We start from the raw sequence: 15895 nt of genomic DNA, 5'->3' as shown, positions 1-15895 counted from the left end.
ATAATATTAACTCTTTAATTGTAAATAGTAACGATTATATCTAATTTTTTATAAAAGTTATTCACATGGTATAACGAAGTGAAATTCTTCATGTGATGAATATGATGAATAAGTGTTGTTCACATAGTGAATAACTTGTGAATAACTCGTGAATTTTAAGTGAATATTTAGGTGAAAAATACCATTATATAGGCCTTGCAGTAATGTGAATAAAAAATAGACAAAAAAAGAGAAATTTAGGTGAAAATACTAGGAATTGACCCAGGAACAAGAAATTGTGGATACGCAATTGTTGAAAAAAATGGAAGCACTGTAAAATTAATTGAAGCAGGTTTAATAAAAATTAAGACAAAAATCTTACAAGAGCAAATTGTAGAAATGACAGAAGGTTTTGATTTAATATTTGATCGTCATGTTATTGATGAGGTTTCAATAGAAGATATGTTTTACGCATTCAATCCAAAAACAGTAATTAAATTAGCACAATTTAGAGGTGCAATATCTTTAAAAGTTTTACAAAAATTTGGTAATTTTGCTGAATATACTCCACTTCAAGTAAAACAAGCAGTTACAGGAAATGGAAAAGCTGATAAAACACAAGTTGCTTTTATGGTAAAAAGATTATTAGGTATTAAAAAAGAGATTAAACCACTTGATATTACAGATGCAATAGCAATTGCACTAACTCATGCTCAAAGACTTAGATAAAGCTCATTTTGGTAAAAAAAATTTAACTTATAGTATAAATATTTTTTATTTGTTATAATCACGCCCATAGAACAAACAGGATTAATAAAAATGAAAAAAATAGGTATTTTAGCCTCATATAATGGTAGTGGATTTCAAACGATTCAAAAAGCAATAGAAGATAAGATATTAGATGCAAAAGTGATTATTGTAGTTTCTAATAACTCTAATGCAAATGTATTAAATTATGCAGAATCTTTTGATATTCCAAACTTTGTAGTAAATGACAAAAGATATCCTGGACAAGATTGTGATGATAAAATCGCAAGACTTTTATTAGAGTATGGTTGTGATTATGTTTTTTGTTCTGGTTATATGAAAATGATTGGACCTAAACTAATTTCTGCTTTTGAAAACAAAATAGTTAATACTCATCCTGCATTATTACCTTCAAAGTATGGTGGTAAGGGAATGTATGGAAGATTTGTACATGAAGCTATAATCGCTGATAAAGCACCTAAATCAGGTGTTACTATTCATTATGTAAATGAAAAATATGATGATGGAGAGATTATTTTAACTAAAGAGTTAGAAATATCATCAACTGAGACAGTTGATTCTTTAGAGAACAGAATCAAAGACTTAGAAACTCAAGCAATAATTGAGGCTTTTGAAAAATTACTAGCTAAATAAATTTAGCTAGTAAAGTCCTTATTTAAATAAACCTGCTAATTCTTCAGCATTTTTAATATATTTAACATCTGAAATTTTTCCATTTGTTACAGAATATACAGTGATATTCCCTTCTTTTTTCGTAAATTCTTTAGTTTGATTTTCATCTACTAATAAAATTGAGAATGGGTATTTTTTCATTTTTGGTAATGCAAAGAATTTTGCAATTAAACTTGGCATTCCAGAGATATCAGCTACGTAATAAGCTTTGTTAGCTTCTAAAAACCCTTTTTCTTGTGTTAAGAAGTAATCTCTTAAGATTTCACTTGTATCTTTGTCTGCTGCAACTAAAATTGTTTTTGTATCTGCTGCAATAGTATGCGCTTTTTCAAATTGATCGTTAATTGCGAATGTTGGAGTAGAATCTCCGATATTTAATGCGTTTGCAAATGTTGCAACTAATAATAATGCTGAGAATAAAACTTTTTTCATAAATTGTCTCCTAAATTAATTTTTTGGAAATTGTATCTATAAAAAGTAAATGAAAGGTTAAAAGAAGATATAAATTATCTTATTTAAGAAATTGTTTTGGAAATATATCTATTTCTACCTTCTCTTTTTGCTTGATATAATAAATCATCAGCTTCTTTATACATTTGATCTGTAGTTAATAAATGTGTATTATCAAATCTAATTGCACCACAAGATATTGTAAGGTGATCTGAAATTTTATTTGATTTATGATTTATTTTTAGTTCTTCTATTTCATGTATTATCATATTTGCAAAATCTTTAGTTTTTTCATAGGTATCTTGATATGATAAAATTACAAATTCCTCTCCACCAATACGAAAAGAATAGTCATAAGACCTATTTGTATGTTTGGCAATTACATGTGAAACTGCCTTTAAAGCTTTGTCACCATCTAGGTGACCATATGTATCATTATACTGCTTGAAATAGTCAATATCAAACATTAATAAACTTAATGGTTTTTTATCTCTTTTTGCTCTTCTTGTCTCTTTTTCAAAGATTGTTTCAAAGTAGTTTCTATTGTTTAAACCTGTTAGTGAATCTACAATAGCAATCTCTTCAATTTTCTTTTTATCAGAGATATTAGTAAGGAATAAATTGAAATATTTTATATTAAAATTTGCATCTAATTCAGGGAAAACTTCAAGATTAAACCATACCTTTTTATCACCTACATTAATGTATACTTCGTCGTTGTGCTCTTTACCAGAGTAGATCTTAGTATCAAATAAAGCATACTGTTCTTTAGTTGTAAAAAAGTAACTTGATGTAGTATTTAAAATGAACTCTTTTTTATTATTTAGTGTTCTACAAAGAGCATTACTTATTTCAATAATCTCTTTATCTAGTGATAATTTTGCAGTTAAAATATTCTGATCAATTAAATATAATTGTTTATGATTTGTTCTATTTACTTTTAATAAAGTTATTACAATATAAATTACAATTAATGCAGATAAAGACATAGCTACAAATATAGCACTAACCACATAATCTACCCCATTGTCTTTTACAGATTTTGAATAAAATTCATTTGCTTTTATAAAAGCATAATCTTTTAAGACTTTAATTTGTAGATATAATTCTTGAGTGTGTTTAGCACCTTGGCCTTTTGTAATAGCTATTGCTTCATCAATTCTTTTTTGATACATCAAAGAGATTACTTCTTCTCGTATTTTCTTCCATGCTTTGAAGCTTTTATACGAGGTATCAATATCTTTTTTATTACCTAAATAGTTTTTGTATACTAATTCATAGTTTTTTAATACTTCATCTTCTTTATGTTGTATAGCTTCAATAATTTTTATCATTTCTAAACTATTTTTTGTAAGAACTATATCTTTCATATTTCTATGCATAGTAATAATTGCAGTTTGAATATCAGAAACAGCATTACTAACTTTGAAAGGATGAGTATACATTTTTTGTGTATTTGTAGAAAGTTCATTCATTTTATCAATTGTAAAAAATGCACTTGTAACAGCAATTATAATTATAAGCGTAAAACTAAGATATAACTTTTTTATATTCATATAATATAATAACCTTTAATAATTTTTTTATTATTTAATTTTTGAGAGTATGGATAATAACTTAATAAACCTTATTATAAGATTTATTTATAAAGTTATTTTGATAATGTAGGTAGGTGCCAGTTTCTATAATATGCTAATAATCGAAGAGCAACGCCAGCTATGAATACAAGAATTAAAGTAAATAAACTATGTAAACCAAGTAAATGTAAACCATAAGTAACAAGTCCTACAATAATTGCAACTGTTGCATAAAATTCAGATACTAAAATAGAGGGAACTCTATTTATTAGAATATCTCTAATTGTACCACCACCAACTGCTGTAATAAAGGCAAGAATTAATACCCCTAAGAAGTTAAATTCATTATCAATAGCAACTAAAGCTCCTGTGATGGCAAAAGATACTAATCCCACTGCATCAGAGATAATAAAAACAGTTTTACCTTCTAAGTCATCAATCTTATGTAGTTTTAGAATAAGGGAGATTAAAACAGTAGCCATAACTAATAATACAGGTGTTGTATCTGTAAATACATAAGGAGTTTTGCTAGCAAGTACATCTCTTGTCATACCACCACCAAGGGCAGTTAAAAATGCAGAGATAAATACTCCTAGAATATCAAGTTTGTAGTGAACAGCAATTAAAAAACCACTTAGGGCAAAACAGATAATTCCAATAATATCAGCTAATTCTAATGCTGTCATCTAAAACCTTTTTATATTTAATAACTTGGATTATACTCAAATTTTTCTTTAAATTTTACATGAGATTATTTGGTAGATTTGTAACTTTTATACAATTTTTTTATGATTTATATAGAATGTAATGTATAATATTTTTTTAATATTAGGAATCTTTTTGAATAAAATACAATTATATATAAAACAATATGAAAACAATACGTCTTTTCTTTTAATAATAGGATTATTATCTGCTTTATTTTTTTCTGCAACTTTTTTAATTAATAGGGCTATTTCTCTTGATGGTGGACATTGGTATTGGTCTGGAACTTTACGATTCTTTTATACTTTATTCTTCTTAGTAATAGGCTTTATATCATTTAAGGGTTTTGCTTATTTTAAAGCTGTAATAGCCGAATATACGCAGAACTTTAGGTTTTGGACACTAAGTGGAACTATAGGATTTGGAATATTTTATTCTCTTATTTGTTATGCTGCAAACTTCTCTCCTGGATGGGTAGTGGCTACCACATGGCAACTAACCATTTTAGCTTCATTATTCGTTTTATCGTTCTTTGGACAAAAGTTATCTAAGAAAATATGGCTTTTTACAATAGTAATATTTTTAGGAATATCATTAGTAAATATGAGTCATTTTGATTTTGATAATTTAGAAGCTTTATTATTAGGGTTTTTACCTGTATTAGTAGCTGCTTTTGCATATCCTATTGGAAATCAATTAGTATGGCAAGAGAAAAAAAGAAGAAAAGAAGAAAACAAAGATATGACAATTATTAATAATGCTTTTGTAAAAGTATTTTTACTAAGTCTTGGAAGTTTACCTTTATGGATTGTTTTATTTTTTATAAATGACGTGGGTGTTCCTTCTTCTGGACAGTATTTTAATGTGGCAATGATTGCAATTTTGTCAGGTGTAATTGCTACATCACTATTTTTATATGCAAGAAGTAAAGCAAATACTCCTTCAAAACTTGTAGCCGTTGATGCTAGCCAATCTGGTGAAGTATTTTTTGCACTATTGGGTGAAATGATATTTTTAAATGCAGTTCTTCCTAATAGTATAGGCTTAGTTGGTATTGTAGTGACTATTATTGGTTTAGTAACCTTGGTAAAACTAGGAAAAGATTAAGATATATATAATCTTTAATTTCTTGTAAATAATACTCTTTTAATTCTCTTTTTTAATACATTTTAAAGTATAAATACATTATAAGATTGATTATCAAAATTAAAGAAGCCAAGGTTAATATTACTAATGTTAGAACATTATGATGAAATAACTTATTATATTCAAAGACTTACTGGAGATAAAAATTTAGCTAAGGATCTAACACAAGAGACTTATGCAAAAGTTTTAGAGGTAAATAAAAACAGTGAATCTAAAATTCAAAAAGCTTATTTGTATAAAATAGCACAAAATCTAGTAATAGATAAAGTGCGTAGAGATAAAATTATTGTACATACCCCTTATGAAGAGGAAAATCATAGTATTCCTGAAATAGATAGACCTGAGGGAATAATTAGTGATGAAGTAAGACAAGAAAAATTAAAAGATTGTATACGAAGTCTTTCATCTCAAAACAAAAAAGCTTTTATTCTTCACTATTATAAAGGTTATACAAGAAAAGAAATTGCTGAGATTATGGGTATTAGTACTAATGCAGTTGAAAAAAATATTACAAGAGCTACGTTAAAAATAAAAGAACAAATGAAGAAAGACTATTAATGAACTTACAAAATGAAATAGATAAAAAAGCTAATCTGTGGATTATAAAAGAAAATGAAGGTCTTGATAAACAAGAAAGAGATGAACTTACTCATTGGCTTCAAAATAAAAATCATAAAAAATCCTATGAAGAAAATAGACAAGTAATTGATGAATGTTTACTTTTAGATAATGATTTTATAAATGAAATGGAAAATGATATTTTAGATGAAGAAAATTTCAAAGAAAAAAATATTTTTCAAAGAAGTAAATATTTAGTAGCTTCAATATTCATAGCCTGTATTTTTGCTTTTGGTACTTTTGAGTTTAATAAATACTATAAAGCAACATTTGAAGAAAACTATGTAAGTTTAGATAAAAAGATTGTAAATATAACTCTTCCAGATGAATCTATAGTTGATTTAGATATAAAATCACAAATGAAAATAGCTTATTATAATGATAGAAGAACCGTTGTATTAACAAAAGGAAAAGCCTTATTTTCAGTATCTAAAAATAAAGAAAAACCATTTTTAGTTAAATCAGGAAATACCTTGATTGAGGTTCTAGGTACGAAGTTTGAAGTTATAAATCTTAATAAAACTACAAAAATCAATGTCTTAGAAGGTCTTGTGAGAGTAAATCATATATACAATGAAAAAGGTGATAAAAAAGCCCTTACTCAACTAACAAAGTCACAATCTTTTACTCTTAATAATTTGGGAAGGGTTTTAAATTATTCTGATATAGATATTAAAGAAATAGCTAGCTGGAAGAATGATATTATCAAGTTTGATAAAACTACATTAAAAACAGCAGTTAATATTTTGGAGAGATATACAAATCAAAAAATAGAGTTTGAATCTTATGAGTTATCACAACTTAAAATATCAGGAAAGTTTTCAACTTTGCATTATAAAAGTTTTTTAGAAGCAATAGAATTAATTTATCCTATAAAAAGCCAAAAAGAGGGTGATTTAATAAAAATTGTAAAAAAATAAAAAAAGCTGTCCGCTTTTTTAAACTTGTTCGTTTAATAGATAGAGATAATAGTTCTCAAAATCATAAAAGGACAAGGAAATGAATTTGAAAAAAAAGATGCTAGCTGCCTCAAGCTTAGCGTTAGTTTTAAGTGTTAACCTATTTGCAGATGAGTCATACACTATTCAAAACAAAACTCTAAAGGAGGCTTTAGAGATTATATCAAAAAAATCTAACTTATCATATATAGCAAATGATGAATTATTTGAGTCACAAAAAATCAATAATATACAAAATATTAATAGTTTAGACAAAGCTCTTGAATTACTTTTTAAAAATACAGGATTAAAGGCTGTAATTAAAAATGATGTAATTGTAATAATAAAAGCAAAATCTCAAAAACAAGCTACATCAGATTCTAATAATCTAGGAGAAGTAGAAATTCAAGGGGATTGGCTTGGGGAAACAAGTGCAGAGAATGTAAAAGTATATAGTGGTGCTAGAACAGTAATTGATTCTGAGTATTTACAAAATATTGCCGCTAAAAATATTGAAGATGCTTTAAGAACAGTTCCGGGAGTTCAAATACAAGATGAAACAGGAACAGGAGTTTTACCTAATATTTCCCTAAGAGGTTTAAAACCTGGAAGAAGTGCTCATTTAAATGCTTTAGTAAATGGAGTGCCAGCGGCAATTGCTCCTTATAGTCATTCTAGTTTTTCACTGTTTCCTATAACTATGGAAACACTTGAAACTATTGATGTTGTAAGAGGTGGTGCGGCTGTTCATTATGGTCCCAATAACGTTGGTGGTGTAGTTAATTTTATTACTAAACCTATAGGTACTGAACATACTTCTACATTAAAAGGTACTGTTCATGTTGCAGAAAATGGCAATATTCTTACTGATACGTATCTTAGAACAGGTGGTTTTGTAAATGATAAATTAGGTTTACAGTTCCAATATAATGGAATAAAAGGGGAATCTTTTAGAGATCATTCCAATACTGATGTAAAAAACTTAATAGTTGATACAGAATACTATCCTTCGGATGATAGTGAAATAAAAGCAAACCTTCAATACTACAAAGCTGATGCTGACTTACCAGGTGCTTTATTGCCTGAAGCTTATGAAAAAGACAGAAGTTCTTCTCAGCGTCCTTATGACAAATTTGAGGGAGAAACAAAAAGAGGATCAGTTACTTATAAATTAAATCCAAGTGATAGTACTGAGTTTCATTGGATGAATTTTGCTCAAGAAAGTAAAAGAAAGTTTGATTGGGGTTGGAATACAACAGGTTCTGGATTTACACCAACTACTGAAAATTCAACTAGAAGTGCTGATAGAAAAATCACTGTTTTAGGTACTGAGCCTAGATGGACTTTTGAAAAAGGTAACCACAAAGTAACTTTTGGGGCACGTTATATAAAAGAAGATGTAGATTATTTACTTAATCAAACAAAATTTAGTGATGGTATAACAGCTGATTTAAGAGATTGGAAAATTAAAACTAATGCCCTAGCTGGTTATGTGAGTGATACTATTAGTTTTATGGATGGAGATTTAAAAGTAACTCCTGGATTAAGATATGAAAATGTAGAAACAGATTTTGGGGATAATAAAAGCTCTAATCCTTCAGATGATAAGAAAAAAAGTATGAACTCATTTCTTCCTGGTTTAAGTATTGGATATCAAGCTTCTAATGAAGTATTCTTATTTACTAATGCACAGCGTTCTCTAAGAGCTCCTCAAGTTGCACAGGTGAGAAAAGAAGGAGATTTAGCAGTTGAATTAGCTTGGAACTATGAAGCTGGAATTAGATTTGAACCAAATGATAATTTTAGTGTAAACAGTACGGTATATAGAATAGATTATAAAGATCAAATTGAATATGTAAGTAGTACACAATCTTTTAATAACTTAGGAAGAACTAGACATCAAGGTATTGAAACTCAATTTATTTTAAAACCTAGTGATAGAACATTATTCACTCTTGGTTATACATTCTTAGATACAGAACAGTTAACAGGAACGAATAAAGGTAAAGACCTTCCTTGGGTAGCTTCTCATCAATTAAGTTTATCAAGTGACTATAAAATTGGAGATAATAAGTTTAACTTAACAGGTATATATTTAAGTAAAACTTTCTCAGATAGTGCTAATACAATTGAAGAATCATCAAATGGTCAAGTTGGAGAAAACCCAGCATACATGGTATGGAATGCAAAATATTCTACAAAAGTTCCTGTTTCAAATAATCTAAAAGCAAACCTTAGTTTAGGTATTAATAACTTATTTGATGAAGATTACTATTTTAGAGGTGTTGATGTAAGTCCTGTTGGAAGAGTATCTGGACAAGGACGTTCTTTTATTATTTCAGGTCAGATAGATTTCTAATACTTAATAATTATGTTTAGAAAAGCTTTCCGTAAAATACATTTAATCTTAGGATTAATAAGTGGATTGATATTAATAATAATTGCAGGCTCTGGAGCAGTATTGTCTTTTGAAAAAGAGATAATGAACAGTATAAATAAAGACATATATACTGTTCCTCTTTCAAATAAAGAAAAAATTCCAATAATTAAACTTCTGGAAGGCTTTAAAAAGAAAAAGCCAAATTTAGAAATAACAGCAATTTCTTTTTCTAATATAAAGTCTTCATCTTTATATTTTAAAACAATAAAAAGAGATGGAGATAAAAAACAAGTATCAAAATATTATATTAATCCTTATACTGGGGAGTTTTTAGCTCAAGAGAAAAGAGAAGACTTTTTTAGAACTGTAGAGAGATTACATAGAACACTTTTATTCAATGACATGGGAAAACATCTTGTTGGATTTAGTGTTCTTTCTCTTTTAATTTTGACATTTAGTGGAGTAGTCATGTCCTTCCCTAGATTAAAAAAACGTTTCTTTAAAAGTCTTACTTTTTCTTTTAAATCAAAAGGTCAACACTTCTTAAAAAGTAGCCATAGCTCTTTTGCTATGTGGCTTATGCCTTTTTATTTATTTGCAGCGCTAAGTGGTCTTAATTGGTCTTATTCTTGGTATAGCAATGCTTTTTATAAGATAATGGGTGTAGAAAAAGTACAAAGAACTACAAATAAAAGTATTAAGATACAAAAGGATTCTAAACTTGATGAGGTAGGTAGTGCAATTGCTATTTTTGAGAGAGAAGTTAGAAATAAATATATTTATTCTCTAGTTAAACTTCCTACAAATGGAACTGTGTATAGTTTTATATATCTTGATGAAAACGCGAAACATCGAAGAGAAAGAAACAAATTAGTTCTAGATATAAAAACAAAAAAGATATTAAAACATGAAAGGTTTGAAAAAAAACCTTTAAATGAGCAGATAATGATAAGTATGTTAACTCTTCATACAGGGGAGTATTTTGGCATATTTGGACAAGTTATATTGTTTATCTCTTCCTTATTATTACCATTTTTAGTAATTACAGGATTTTTAATATATGCAAGAAAAAAAAGAAAGTAAATTAATCTAACAATCTTTGCGATTTTTGATTGTTAGATTATGACTAGAATATAGATAAACCAGTTTTTGTAGTAAATAGTTCTAAAGCTTTAGTTCCTGCTAGAGAATTACCTTGTTTATTAAGTCTTGGAGCATAAACACAAACAGCTAGTTTTTTAGGTACTACGGCAACAATTCCTCCACCTACACCACTTTTTCCCGGTAGCCCAACTCTATATGCAAAGTCTCCTGATGCATCATAATGTCCACAAGTTAACATTAAAGAGTTGATTCTTTTTGCTTTTTCTTCATTTATAAGTACTTCATCATTTATAGGATTTACCCCATGATTTGCTAGGAATAACATTGCTTTTGATAATTCTGCTGTTGACATTTTAATAGAGCATTGTTTGAAATATGTCTCTATTACACTTGATGTAAGATTTTCTATATTATTAAAACTTTTCATCATATTAACAAGTGCAAGATTTCTATATCCATGTTTTAACTCTGATGTATAAACTTCTTTGTCAAAAGTGATTTTCTTATTATCGGAGATAGATCTTATAAATTGTAGTATGTAATCAAAAGTTGTTTCTTTATATATTGATAATAAAGAATCTGTTGTAACAACAGCTCCTGCATTAATAAATGGATTTCTAGGAATACCATTTTCATACTCTAATTGTATTAATGAATTAAAAGCATTTCCTGATGGTTCATGCCCAACTCTTTTATATAACTCTTTACTATAGTTTTGTAATGCCAAAGTAAAAGTAAAAACTTTTGAAATACTTTGTATAGAAAAATCTTTTTGAGATGAACCTATATGGTATTCATTTAGGTCTAAATCTATAATACTCATTGCAAAGTCATTCTTTTTTACATTTGCTAATGCTGGTATATAATCAGCTACTTTACCTTTTTTAAGGTATGGCTGTATTTCATCTTGAATCTCTTCAAGTACTTTTTGGTAGTTCATTTTTCTGCCTGATATAAATATTAAATAATTATATCAGAGCATAGGGAGGTAAAAAGTGTTTTTTATGTAGAAATACAAAAGTTTGTCATCAATTAGTAATTAATATTCTAAACATACCATCTTTTAAGCTAAGTTTTAGTATAATCGCGAAAAATATTAACATAAAGAGTTAAAATGAGAGATATTAGAAATATTGCCGTTATCGCACACGTTGACCACGGTAAAACTACATTAGTAGATGAATTATTAAAACAATCTGGAACTTTTACTGCTCACCAAGAAGTAGAAGATAGAGTTATGGATAGTAATGATATTGAAAAAGAAAGAGGAATTACAATTCTTTCTAAGAATACTGCTGTTGATTACGAAGGCGTAAGAATTAACATTATCGATACTCCAGGCCATGCTGACTTTGGTGGAGAAGTTGAGAGGGTTCTTAAGATGGTTGACTGTGTACTATTACTAGTAGATGCTCAAGAAGGTACTATGCCTCAAACAAAATTCGTTGTTAAGAAAGCTTTACAATTAGGTCACAGACCAATTGTTGTTATTAACAAAATTGATAAGCCAGGTGCTGACGCTGATAGAGTTGTTGATGAAGTATTCGACTTATTCGATCAAATGGGCGCTACTGAAGAGCAATTAGAATTCCCAGTTGTATATGCAGCTGCTAGAGATGGTTATGCAAAATTAGCTTTAGAAGATGCAAATGAGAATTTAATTCCATTATTCAAAACTATTTTAGAAGAAGTTCCAAAACCAAAAGGTTCTGATGAAAATGGTCTTCAATTACAAGTATTTACACTTGATTACGATAACTTCATTGGAAAAATCGGTATCGCTAGAATCTTCAACGGTACTATCTCAATGGGTGAAACTGTAACTTTAGTTAAAGCTGATGGCGAAAAAGTTAAAGGTAGAGTTTCTAAACTTATTGGATTTAAAGGTGTTGATAGATTCGATATCAAAACTGCTGGTACTGGTGATATTGTTGCCGTAGCTGGTTTTGAGACAATTGACGTTGGTGATTCACTTTGTGATCCTGCTAACCCAATGCCATTAGATCCAATGCATATTGAAGAGCCTACATTATCTGTTACTTTTGCAGTAAATGATTCTCCATTAGCTGGTACTGAAGGTAAATTCGTAACTTCTAACAAAATTGATGAAAGATTAGAATCTGAAATGAACACTAATATTGCTATGAACTATGAGCAAATTGGTGAAGGTAAATTCAAAGTTAACGGTAGAGGGGAATTACAAATTTGTATCCTTGCTGAAAACATGAGAAGAGAAGGATTCGAATTCTCAATTGGTAGACCAGAAGTAATCGTTAAAGAAATTGACGGTGTTAAAATGGAGCCATTCGAGCATTTAGTAATTGATACTCCAGACGAATTCTCAGGTGCAATCATTGAGAAATTAGGAAAAAGAAAAGCTAATATGACAAACATGGTACCAATGGGTTCTGGTTATACAAGATTAGAGTTTGAAATTCCTGCAAGAGGATTAATCGGTATTAGAACTGAGTTCTTAACTGAAACTAAAGGTGAGGGTGTTATGAACCACTCATTCTTAGAATTCAGACCTCATTCTGGTGTTGTTGAATCTAGAAAATACGGAGCATTAGTTTCTATGGAAGCTGGTGAAGCTGTTGGTTATTCAATCTTCAACTTACAAGATAGAGGGATTATGTACATTAAACCTCAAGATAAAGTTTATAACGGAATGGTAGTAGGTCAACATGCTAAATCAAATGACTTAGATATCAACCCAATTAAAGCTAAACAACAGTCAAACGTTAGATCTTCGGGTGCAGATGAAGCTATTAAGCTTATCCCACCAAGAGTGATGTCTTTAGAAAATGCACTAGAGTGGATTGAAGAAGATGAGCTTGTTGAAGTAACTCCTGTTTCTGTAAGAGTTAGAAAAAGAGATTTAGATCCAAATGTTAGAAAAAGAACTGCTAAAAAAGTGAAATTCGCTGATTAGAAATTAGATTTTATCTGATTTTAAAGGGAAGGGCTTTTTAGCTCTTCCCTTTTTTTATACCCAAAAATATAAAAAATAAGGAAAATATATGTCAGATGACATGTCGATGTGGATTTTTAGAATAAATAATATGAATTAATAGGAGAAATTGTTTTCTCCTATTGGAAGGAGAAAATAATGGAAAATATTAATACAAATAAAAAAGATTACTTTATTTTAATCGGAATATACTTTTTTACTATAACAAGTACTTTTTTAGCTATAACTAACTAATAGCAAGATTCGGATTGTTAAAGAATATAAGTTCTTAATATACTAAAATAAAAAGGTTTAGTATGAATGCTTTAGAAGAGAAATATAAATATTATGAAAAAATAAAAGAAGCTATTCATTATGTGGATGAAAACTTCTCTTATCAGCCAAAACTAGATGAAATAGCCTCACATATTGGTTTGAGTAAACATCACTTCTCTCGTATCTTTAAAGAGTACGTAGGGGTTACTCCTATGCAGTTTTTACAAGCTACAACTATAAGTCATGCAAAAGAGCATTTAAAAACTTCAAAATCTATACTTGATACGTCATATGACTTAGGTTTATCAAGTCCTAGTAGGTTACATGAGTTGTTTATAAACTTTGTAGGAGTAACTCCTAATGAATATAAAAAGATGGGAATTAATTTAGATATAACTTATGGTTTTGCTAATACTCCTTTTGGAAAGGCTATGATTGCAAATACTGCTAAGGGTATTTGTGCTTTAAAATTTTATGATGAAAATGCAGATGAAGTATTATTACGATTAAAAAAAACTTGGAGTAATGCAGAGTTTATTCATGATGATATAAAAGCACAAGATTTATTAAATGAGATTTTCTTGGAAAATAAAAAAGTTAATCTTTTTGTAAAAGGTACAAATTTTCAAATAAATGTTTGGAAAGCTTTATTAAATATTCCAAAAGGTGAGCTTTCAACTTATTCAGATATTGCGACAATTTTAGATAAACCAAAAGCTGTAAGAGCAGTTGCATCAGCTATTGGTTCAAATCATATAGGCTTTTTAATACCTTGTCATAGAGTTATTTCTAAAACAGCAGCTATGGGTGGATATAGATGGGGAATTCCTAGAAAAAGGGTTTTAATCTCTTATGAACATAATTTAAAAAATAATTAATAATAACTAAACAAAAATATACTAGAATATCTTTAATAAAATAAAAGGAATTATTATTATGAAAAATATTGTTAAAATTGCCTTTATCTCTTTAGTATTATCTGTGTTTGCTAGTAATTTATCTGCGGCAGAAAATGGAGAGGTTTCTATTCAAAATGGAAAACAAGTTGCTTGGAGTGTAAAAGATAATAAATGGTTAGATTTAGAGTCTTTCTGGCGTTCTTATGCAAAAGACAATGGTGGTATTACTTGGGGTCAAAGTAAAACTTATCCTCCTTATAATGATGTAAAAGAGTATGATTTATTTATGGTTGAAGTTAAATCTGGATTATGTTTAATGGAGTTCTACCACACTAGATGGAGAAGAGCTAATGATGTAAGAAGATGGGATGACAAATTTAATGAATATGCAGGTTGTGCAAAAGTTTTTGAATAAGTATTTAAATAAAAGGAAAAATCCTTTTATTTAAGACAGCTTCAATAAAGTAATTTCAGAACTAGCACCTAATCTCATAGGTGGTCCCCAGAAACCAGTACCTTTATTTACGTATATTTGTGTTGTATCATTATGTTGGTGAAGACCTTTTACATAAGGTTGTTGTAGTTTCACTAGGAAGTTAAAGGGGATAATTTGACCTCCATGAGTGTGGCCACTTAGAACTAAATCAATACCTTCTGTAGTTTCTATGTCTTCTATATATTTTGGTTGATGTGCAAGGAGAACTGTAGGGTAATTGTTGGTATTTTTTGTTGCACTTTTTATATCAGGTATATAATCACCATATCTATATCCAAACCTATCATATACTCCACATAAGAAGAAACCTTCATCAAGCTTCCCTATATATACATTTTCATTTTCAAGTACTTTAATGCCAAGGAAACTAACGTAATCAATGATGGACTGAACTCCATGAAAATACTCATGATTACCTACAATAAAGTAAGTACCATAAGTTGATTGTAGTTTTGCTAATTCATCTAATGCGTCTTGGGCATACTCTAGTTTGGTATCGACTAGATCACCTGTAATTACTACTACATCTGCATTAAGAGTATTAACTCTTGTTACTAAATCTGAAATAAACTTTTGGTCAATTAGACCACCAATATGAACATCACTTAGTTGAACAATAGTGTATGGGATTTTTAGATTGTTTATTTTTACGTCAACTGTTTCAAGTTCAATACTTTTTGCATTATCCATAGCTTTTGCGTTGGTTGCAACTACTACTGATACTGCGCCTAGGTCTAAAGACTTTTTGAAGAAGTCTCTTCTGTTTGCTTTGAAATTTGTTTTTTTTAGTCCAAAAGAAATGATTTCATGAAAAATTGTTATCATAAATGTTAAAAAAATCACTCCTATTGGTAAAGAAAGGAGAAAGTATAACCAGTTGGGGAAAACTGGGTTGTATCTAGCTACGGGGTACAAAAGCACCCCAAAAAATGTAATA

The 15895-nt window shown here is 28.7% G+C and carries 15 protein-coding genes; 10 read left to right on the top strand and 5 right to left on the bottom strand.

What is annotated here, in order from left to right:
* Positions 1-240 precede the first annotated feature (240 nt).
* Both ruvC and purN read left to right on the top strand, forming a co-directional pair.
* Positions 241-708, top strand: coding sequence for a crossover junction endodeoxyribonuclease RuvC (ruvC, locus tag ALEK_RS17170; protein WP_071626541.1), 468 nt, complete (start codon positions 241-243; stop codon positions 706-708).
* A gap of 90 nt (positions 709-798) precedes the next feature.
* On the top strand, positions 799-1380 hold the full coding sequence (gene purN / locus ALEK_RS17165; protein ID WP_071626540.1) for a phosphoribosylglycinamide formyltransferase: 582 nt from the start codon (positions 799-801) through the stop codon (positions 1378-1380).
* Between the two features lie 18 nt (positions 1381-1398).
* Here purN and ALEK_RS17160 read toward each other — a convergent pair whose 3' ends face one another.
* The 3 genes from ALEK_RS17160 to ALEK_RS17150 all read right to left on the bottom strand — a co-directional run bounded on the left by ALEK_RS17160 (position 1399) and on the right by ALEK_RS17150 (position 4132).
* Positions 1399-1851, bottom strand: a complete 453-nt coding sequence (locus ALEK_RS17160; RefSeq protein ID WP_071626539.1) for a hypothetical protein — start codon at positions 1849-1851, stop codon at positions 1399-1401.
* An 83-nt stretch (positions 1852-1934) separates the two neighbouring features.
* Complete coding sequence (locus ALEK_RS17155) at positions 1935-3425, bottom strand: diguanylate cyclase (RefSeq protein WP_071626538.1); 1491 nt, start codon at positions 3423-3425, stop codon at positions 1935-1937.
* A gap of 95 nt (positions 3426-3520) precedes the next feature.
* Positions 3521-4132 carry a trimeric intracellular cation channel family protein gene (locus tag ALEK_RS17150; RefSeq protein WP_071626537.1) on the bottom strand — a complete coding sequence of 204 codons (612 nt, stop codon included), beginning with the start codon at positions 4130-4132 and terminating at the stop codon, positions 3521-3523.
* Positions 4133-4286: 154 nt separating this feature from the next.
* Between ALEK_RS17150 and ALEK_RS17145 the strand changes: the two genes are divergently transcribed.
* The 5 genes from ALEK_RS17145 (at position 4287) to ALEK_RS17125 (ending at position 10316) form a co-directional block, all read left to right on the top strand.
* On the top strand, positions 4287-5258 hold the full coding sequence (locus ALEK_RS17145) for a DMT family transporter (protein ID WP_228146277.1): 972 nt from the start codon (positions 4287-4289) through the stop codon (positions 5256-5258).
* 126 nt (positions 5259-5384) lie between these two features.
* Positions 5385-5855, top strand: a complete 471-nt coding sequence (locus ALEK_RS17140; RefSeq protein WP_071626536.1) for an RNA polymerase sigma factor — start codon at positions 5385-5387, stop codon at positions 5853-5855.
* Positions 5855-6835: a FecR family protein gene (locus ALEK_RS17135; RefSeq protein WP_071626535.1), complete on the top strand. Its 981-nt coding sequence runs from the start codon at positions 5855-5857 to the stop codon at positions 6833-6835. The genes ALEK_RS17140 and ALEK_RS17135 overlap by 1 nt, the downstream gene beginning before the upstream one ends.
* Positions 6836-6920: 85 nt before the next feature.
* Positions 6921-9212, top strand: coding sequence for a TonB-dependent siderophore receptor (locus tag ALEK_RS17130; protein ID WP_164072434.1), 2292 nt, complete (start codon positions 6921-6923; stop codon positions 9210-9212).
* Positions 9213-9224: 12 nt separating this feature from the next.
* A complete protein-coding gene (locus ALEK_RS17125; RefSeq protein ID WP_071626534.1) occupies positions 9225-10316 on the top strand; it encodes a PepSY-associated TM helix domain-containing protein in 1092 nt (363 codons plus the stop codon).
* Between the two features lie 43 nt (positions 10317-10359).
* Here the strand turns inward: ALEK_RS17125 and ALEK_RS17120 are convergent, their stop codons facing one another.
* Entirely contained in the window at positions 10360-11277 is a 918-nt protein-coding gene (locus ALEK_RS17120) for a glutaminase (RefSeq protein WP_071626533.1), read from the bottom strand.
* A 174-nt stretch (positions 11278-11451) separates the two neighbouring features.
* Between ALEK_RS17120 and typA the strand changes: the two genes are divergently transcribed.
* From typA to ALEK_RS17105, 3 genes are all read left to right on the top strand, one after another.
* Positions 11452-13269 (top strand): translational GTPase TypA, encoded by a 1818-nt coding sequence (typA, locus tag ALEK_RS17115; RefSeq protein ID WP_071626532.1) that lies wholly within the window; start codon positions 11452-11454, stop codon positions 13267-13269.
* 335 nt (positions 13270-13604) lie between these two features.
* Entirely contained in the window at positions 13605-14441 is an 837-nt protein-coding gene (locus ALEK_RS17110) for a bifunctional transcriptional activator/DNA repair enzyme AdaA (RefSeq protein ID WP_071626531.1), read from the top strand.
* A gap of 58 nt (positions 14442-14499) precedes the next feature.
* The gene (locus tag ALEK_RS17105) at positions 14500-14877 is read left to right on the top strand and encodes a hypothetical protein (RefSeq protein WP_071626530.1); all 378 of its coding nucleotides are present in this window, start codon (positions 14500-14502) and stop codon (positions 14875-14877) included.
* 30 nt (positions 14878-14907) lie between these two features.
* Here ALEK_RS17105 and ALEK_RS17100 read toward each other — a convergent pair whose 3' ends face one another.
* Positions 14908-15783 carry a metallophosphoesterase gene (locus ALEK_RS17100; protein ID WP_228146276.1) on the bottom strand — a complete coding sequence of 292 codons (876 nt, stop codon included), beginning with the start codon at positions 15781-15783 and terminating at the stop codon, positions 14908-14910.
* Between the last annotated feature and the right edge of the window lie 112 nt (positions 15784-15895).

This window comes from Poseidonibacter lekithochrous (assembly GCF_013283835.1).
GTDB lineage: Bacteria > Campylobacterota > Campylobacteria > Campylobacterales > Arcobacteraceae > Poseidonibacter > Poseidonibacter lekithochrous.
This window is presented reverse-complemented; position numbering and strand designations above follow the sequence as displayed.

Coding starts and splice junctions, on each gene's coding strand:
- ALEK_RS17125 (WP_071626534.1), top strand. CDS start 9,225: ATGTTTAGAAAAGCTTTCCGTAAAATACATTTAATCTTAGGATTAATA.
- ALEK_RS17110 (WP_071626531.1), top strand. CDS start 13,605: ATGAATGCTTTAGAAGAGAAATATAAATATTATGAAAAAATAAAAGAA.
- typA (WP_071626532.1), top strand. CDS start 11,452: ATGAGAGATATTAGAAATATTGCCGTTATCGCACACGTTGACCACGGT.
- purN (WP_071626540.1), top strand. CDS start 799: ATGAAAAAAATAGGTATTTTAGCCTCATATAATGGTAGTGGATTTCAA.
- ALEK_RS17135 (WP_071626535.1), top strand. CDS start 5,855: ATGAACTTACAAAATGAAATAGATAAAAAAGCTAATCTGTGGATTATA.
- ALEK_RS17160 (WP_071626539.1), bottom strand. CDS start 1,851: ATGAAAAAAGTTTTATTCTCAGCATTATTATTAGTTGCAACATTTGCA.
- ALEK_RS17140 (WP_071626536.1), top strand. CDS start 5,385: ATGTTAGAACATTATGATGAAATAACTTATTATATTCAAAGACTTACT.
- ALEK_RS17120 (WP_071626533.1), bottom strand. CDS start 11,277: ATGAACTACCAAAAAGTACTTGAAGAGATTCAAGATGAAATACAGCCA.
- ALEK_RS17155 (WP_071626538.1), bottom strand. CDS start 3,425: ATGAATATAAAAAAGTTATATCTTAGTTTTACGCTTATAATTATAATT.
- ALEK_RS17150 (WP_071626537.1), bottom strand. CDS start 4,132: ATGACAGCATTAGAATTAGCTGATATTATTGGAATTATCTGTTTTGCC.
- ALEK_RS17100 (WP_228146276.1), bottom strand. CDS start 15,783: ATGATAACAATTTTTCATGAAATCATTTCTTTTGGACTAAAAAAAACA.
- ALEK_RS17105 (WP_071626530.1), top strand. CDS start 14,500: ATGAAAAATATTGTTAAAATTGCCTTTATCTCTTTAGTATTATCTGTG.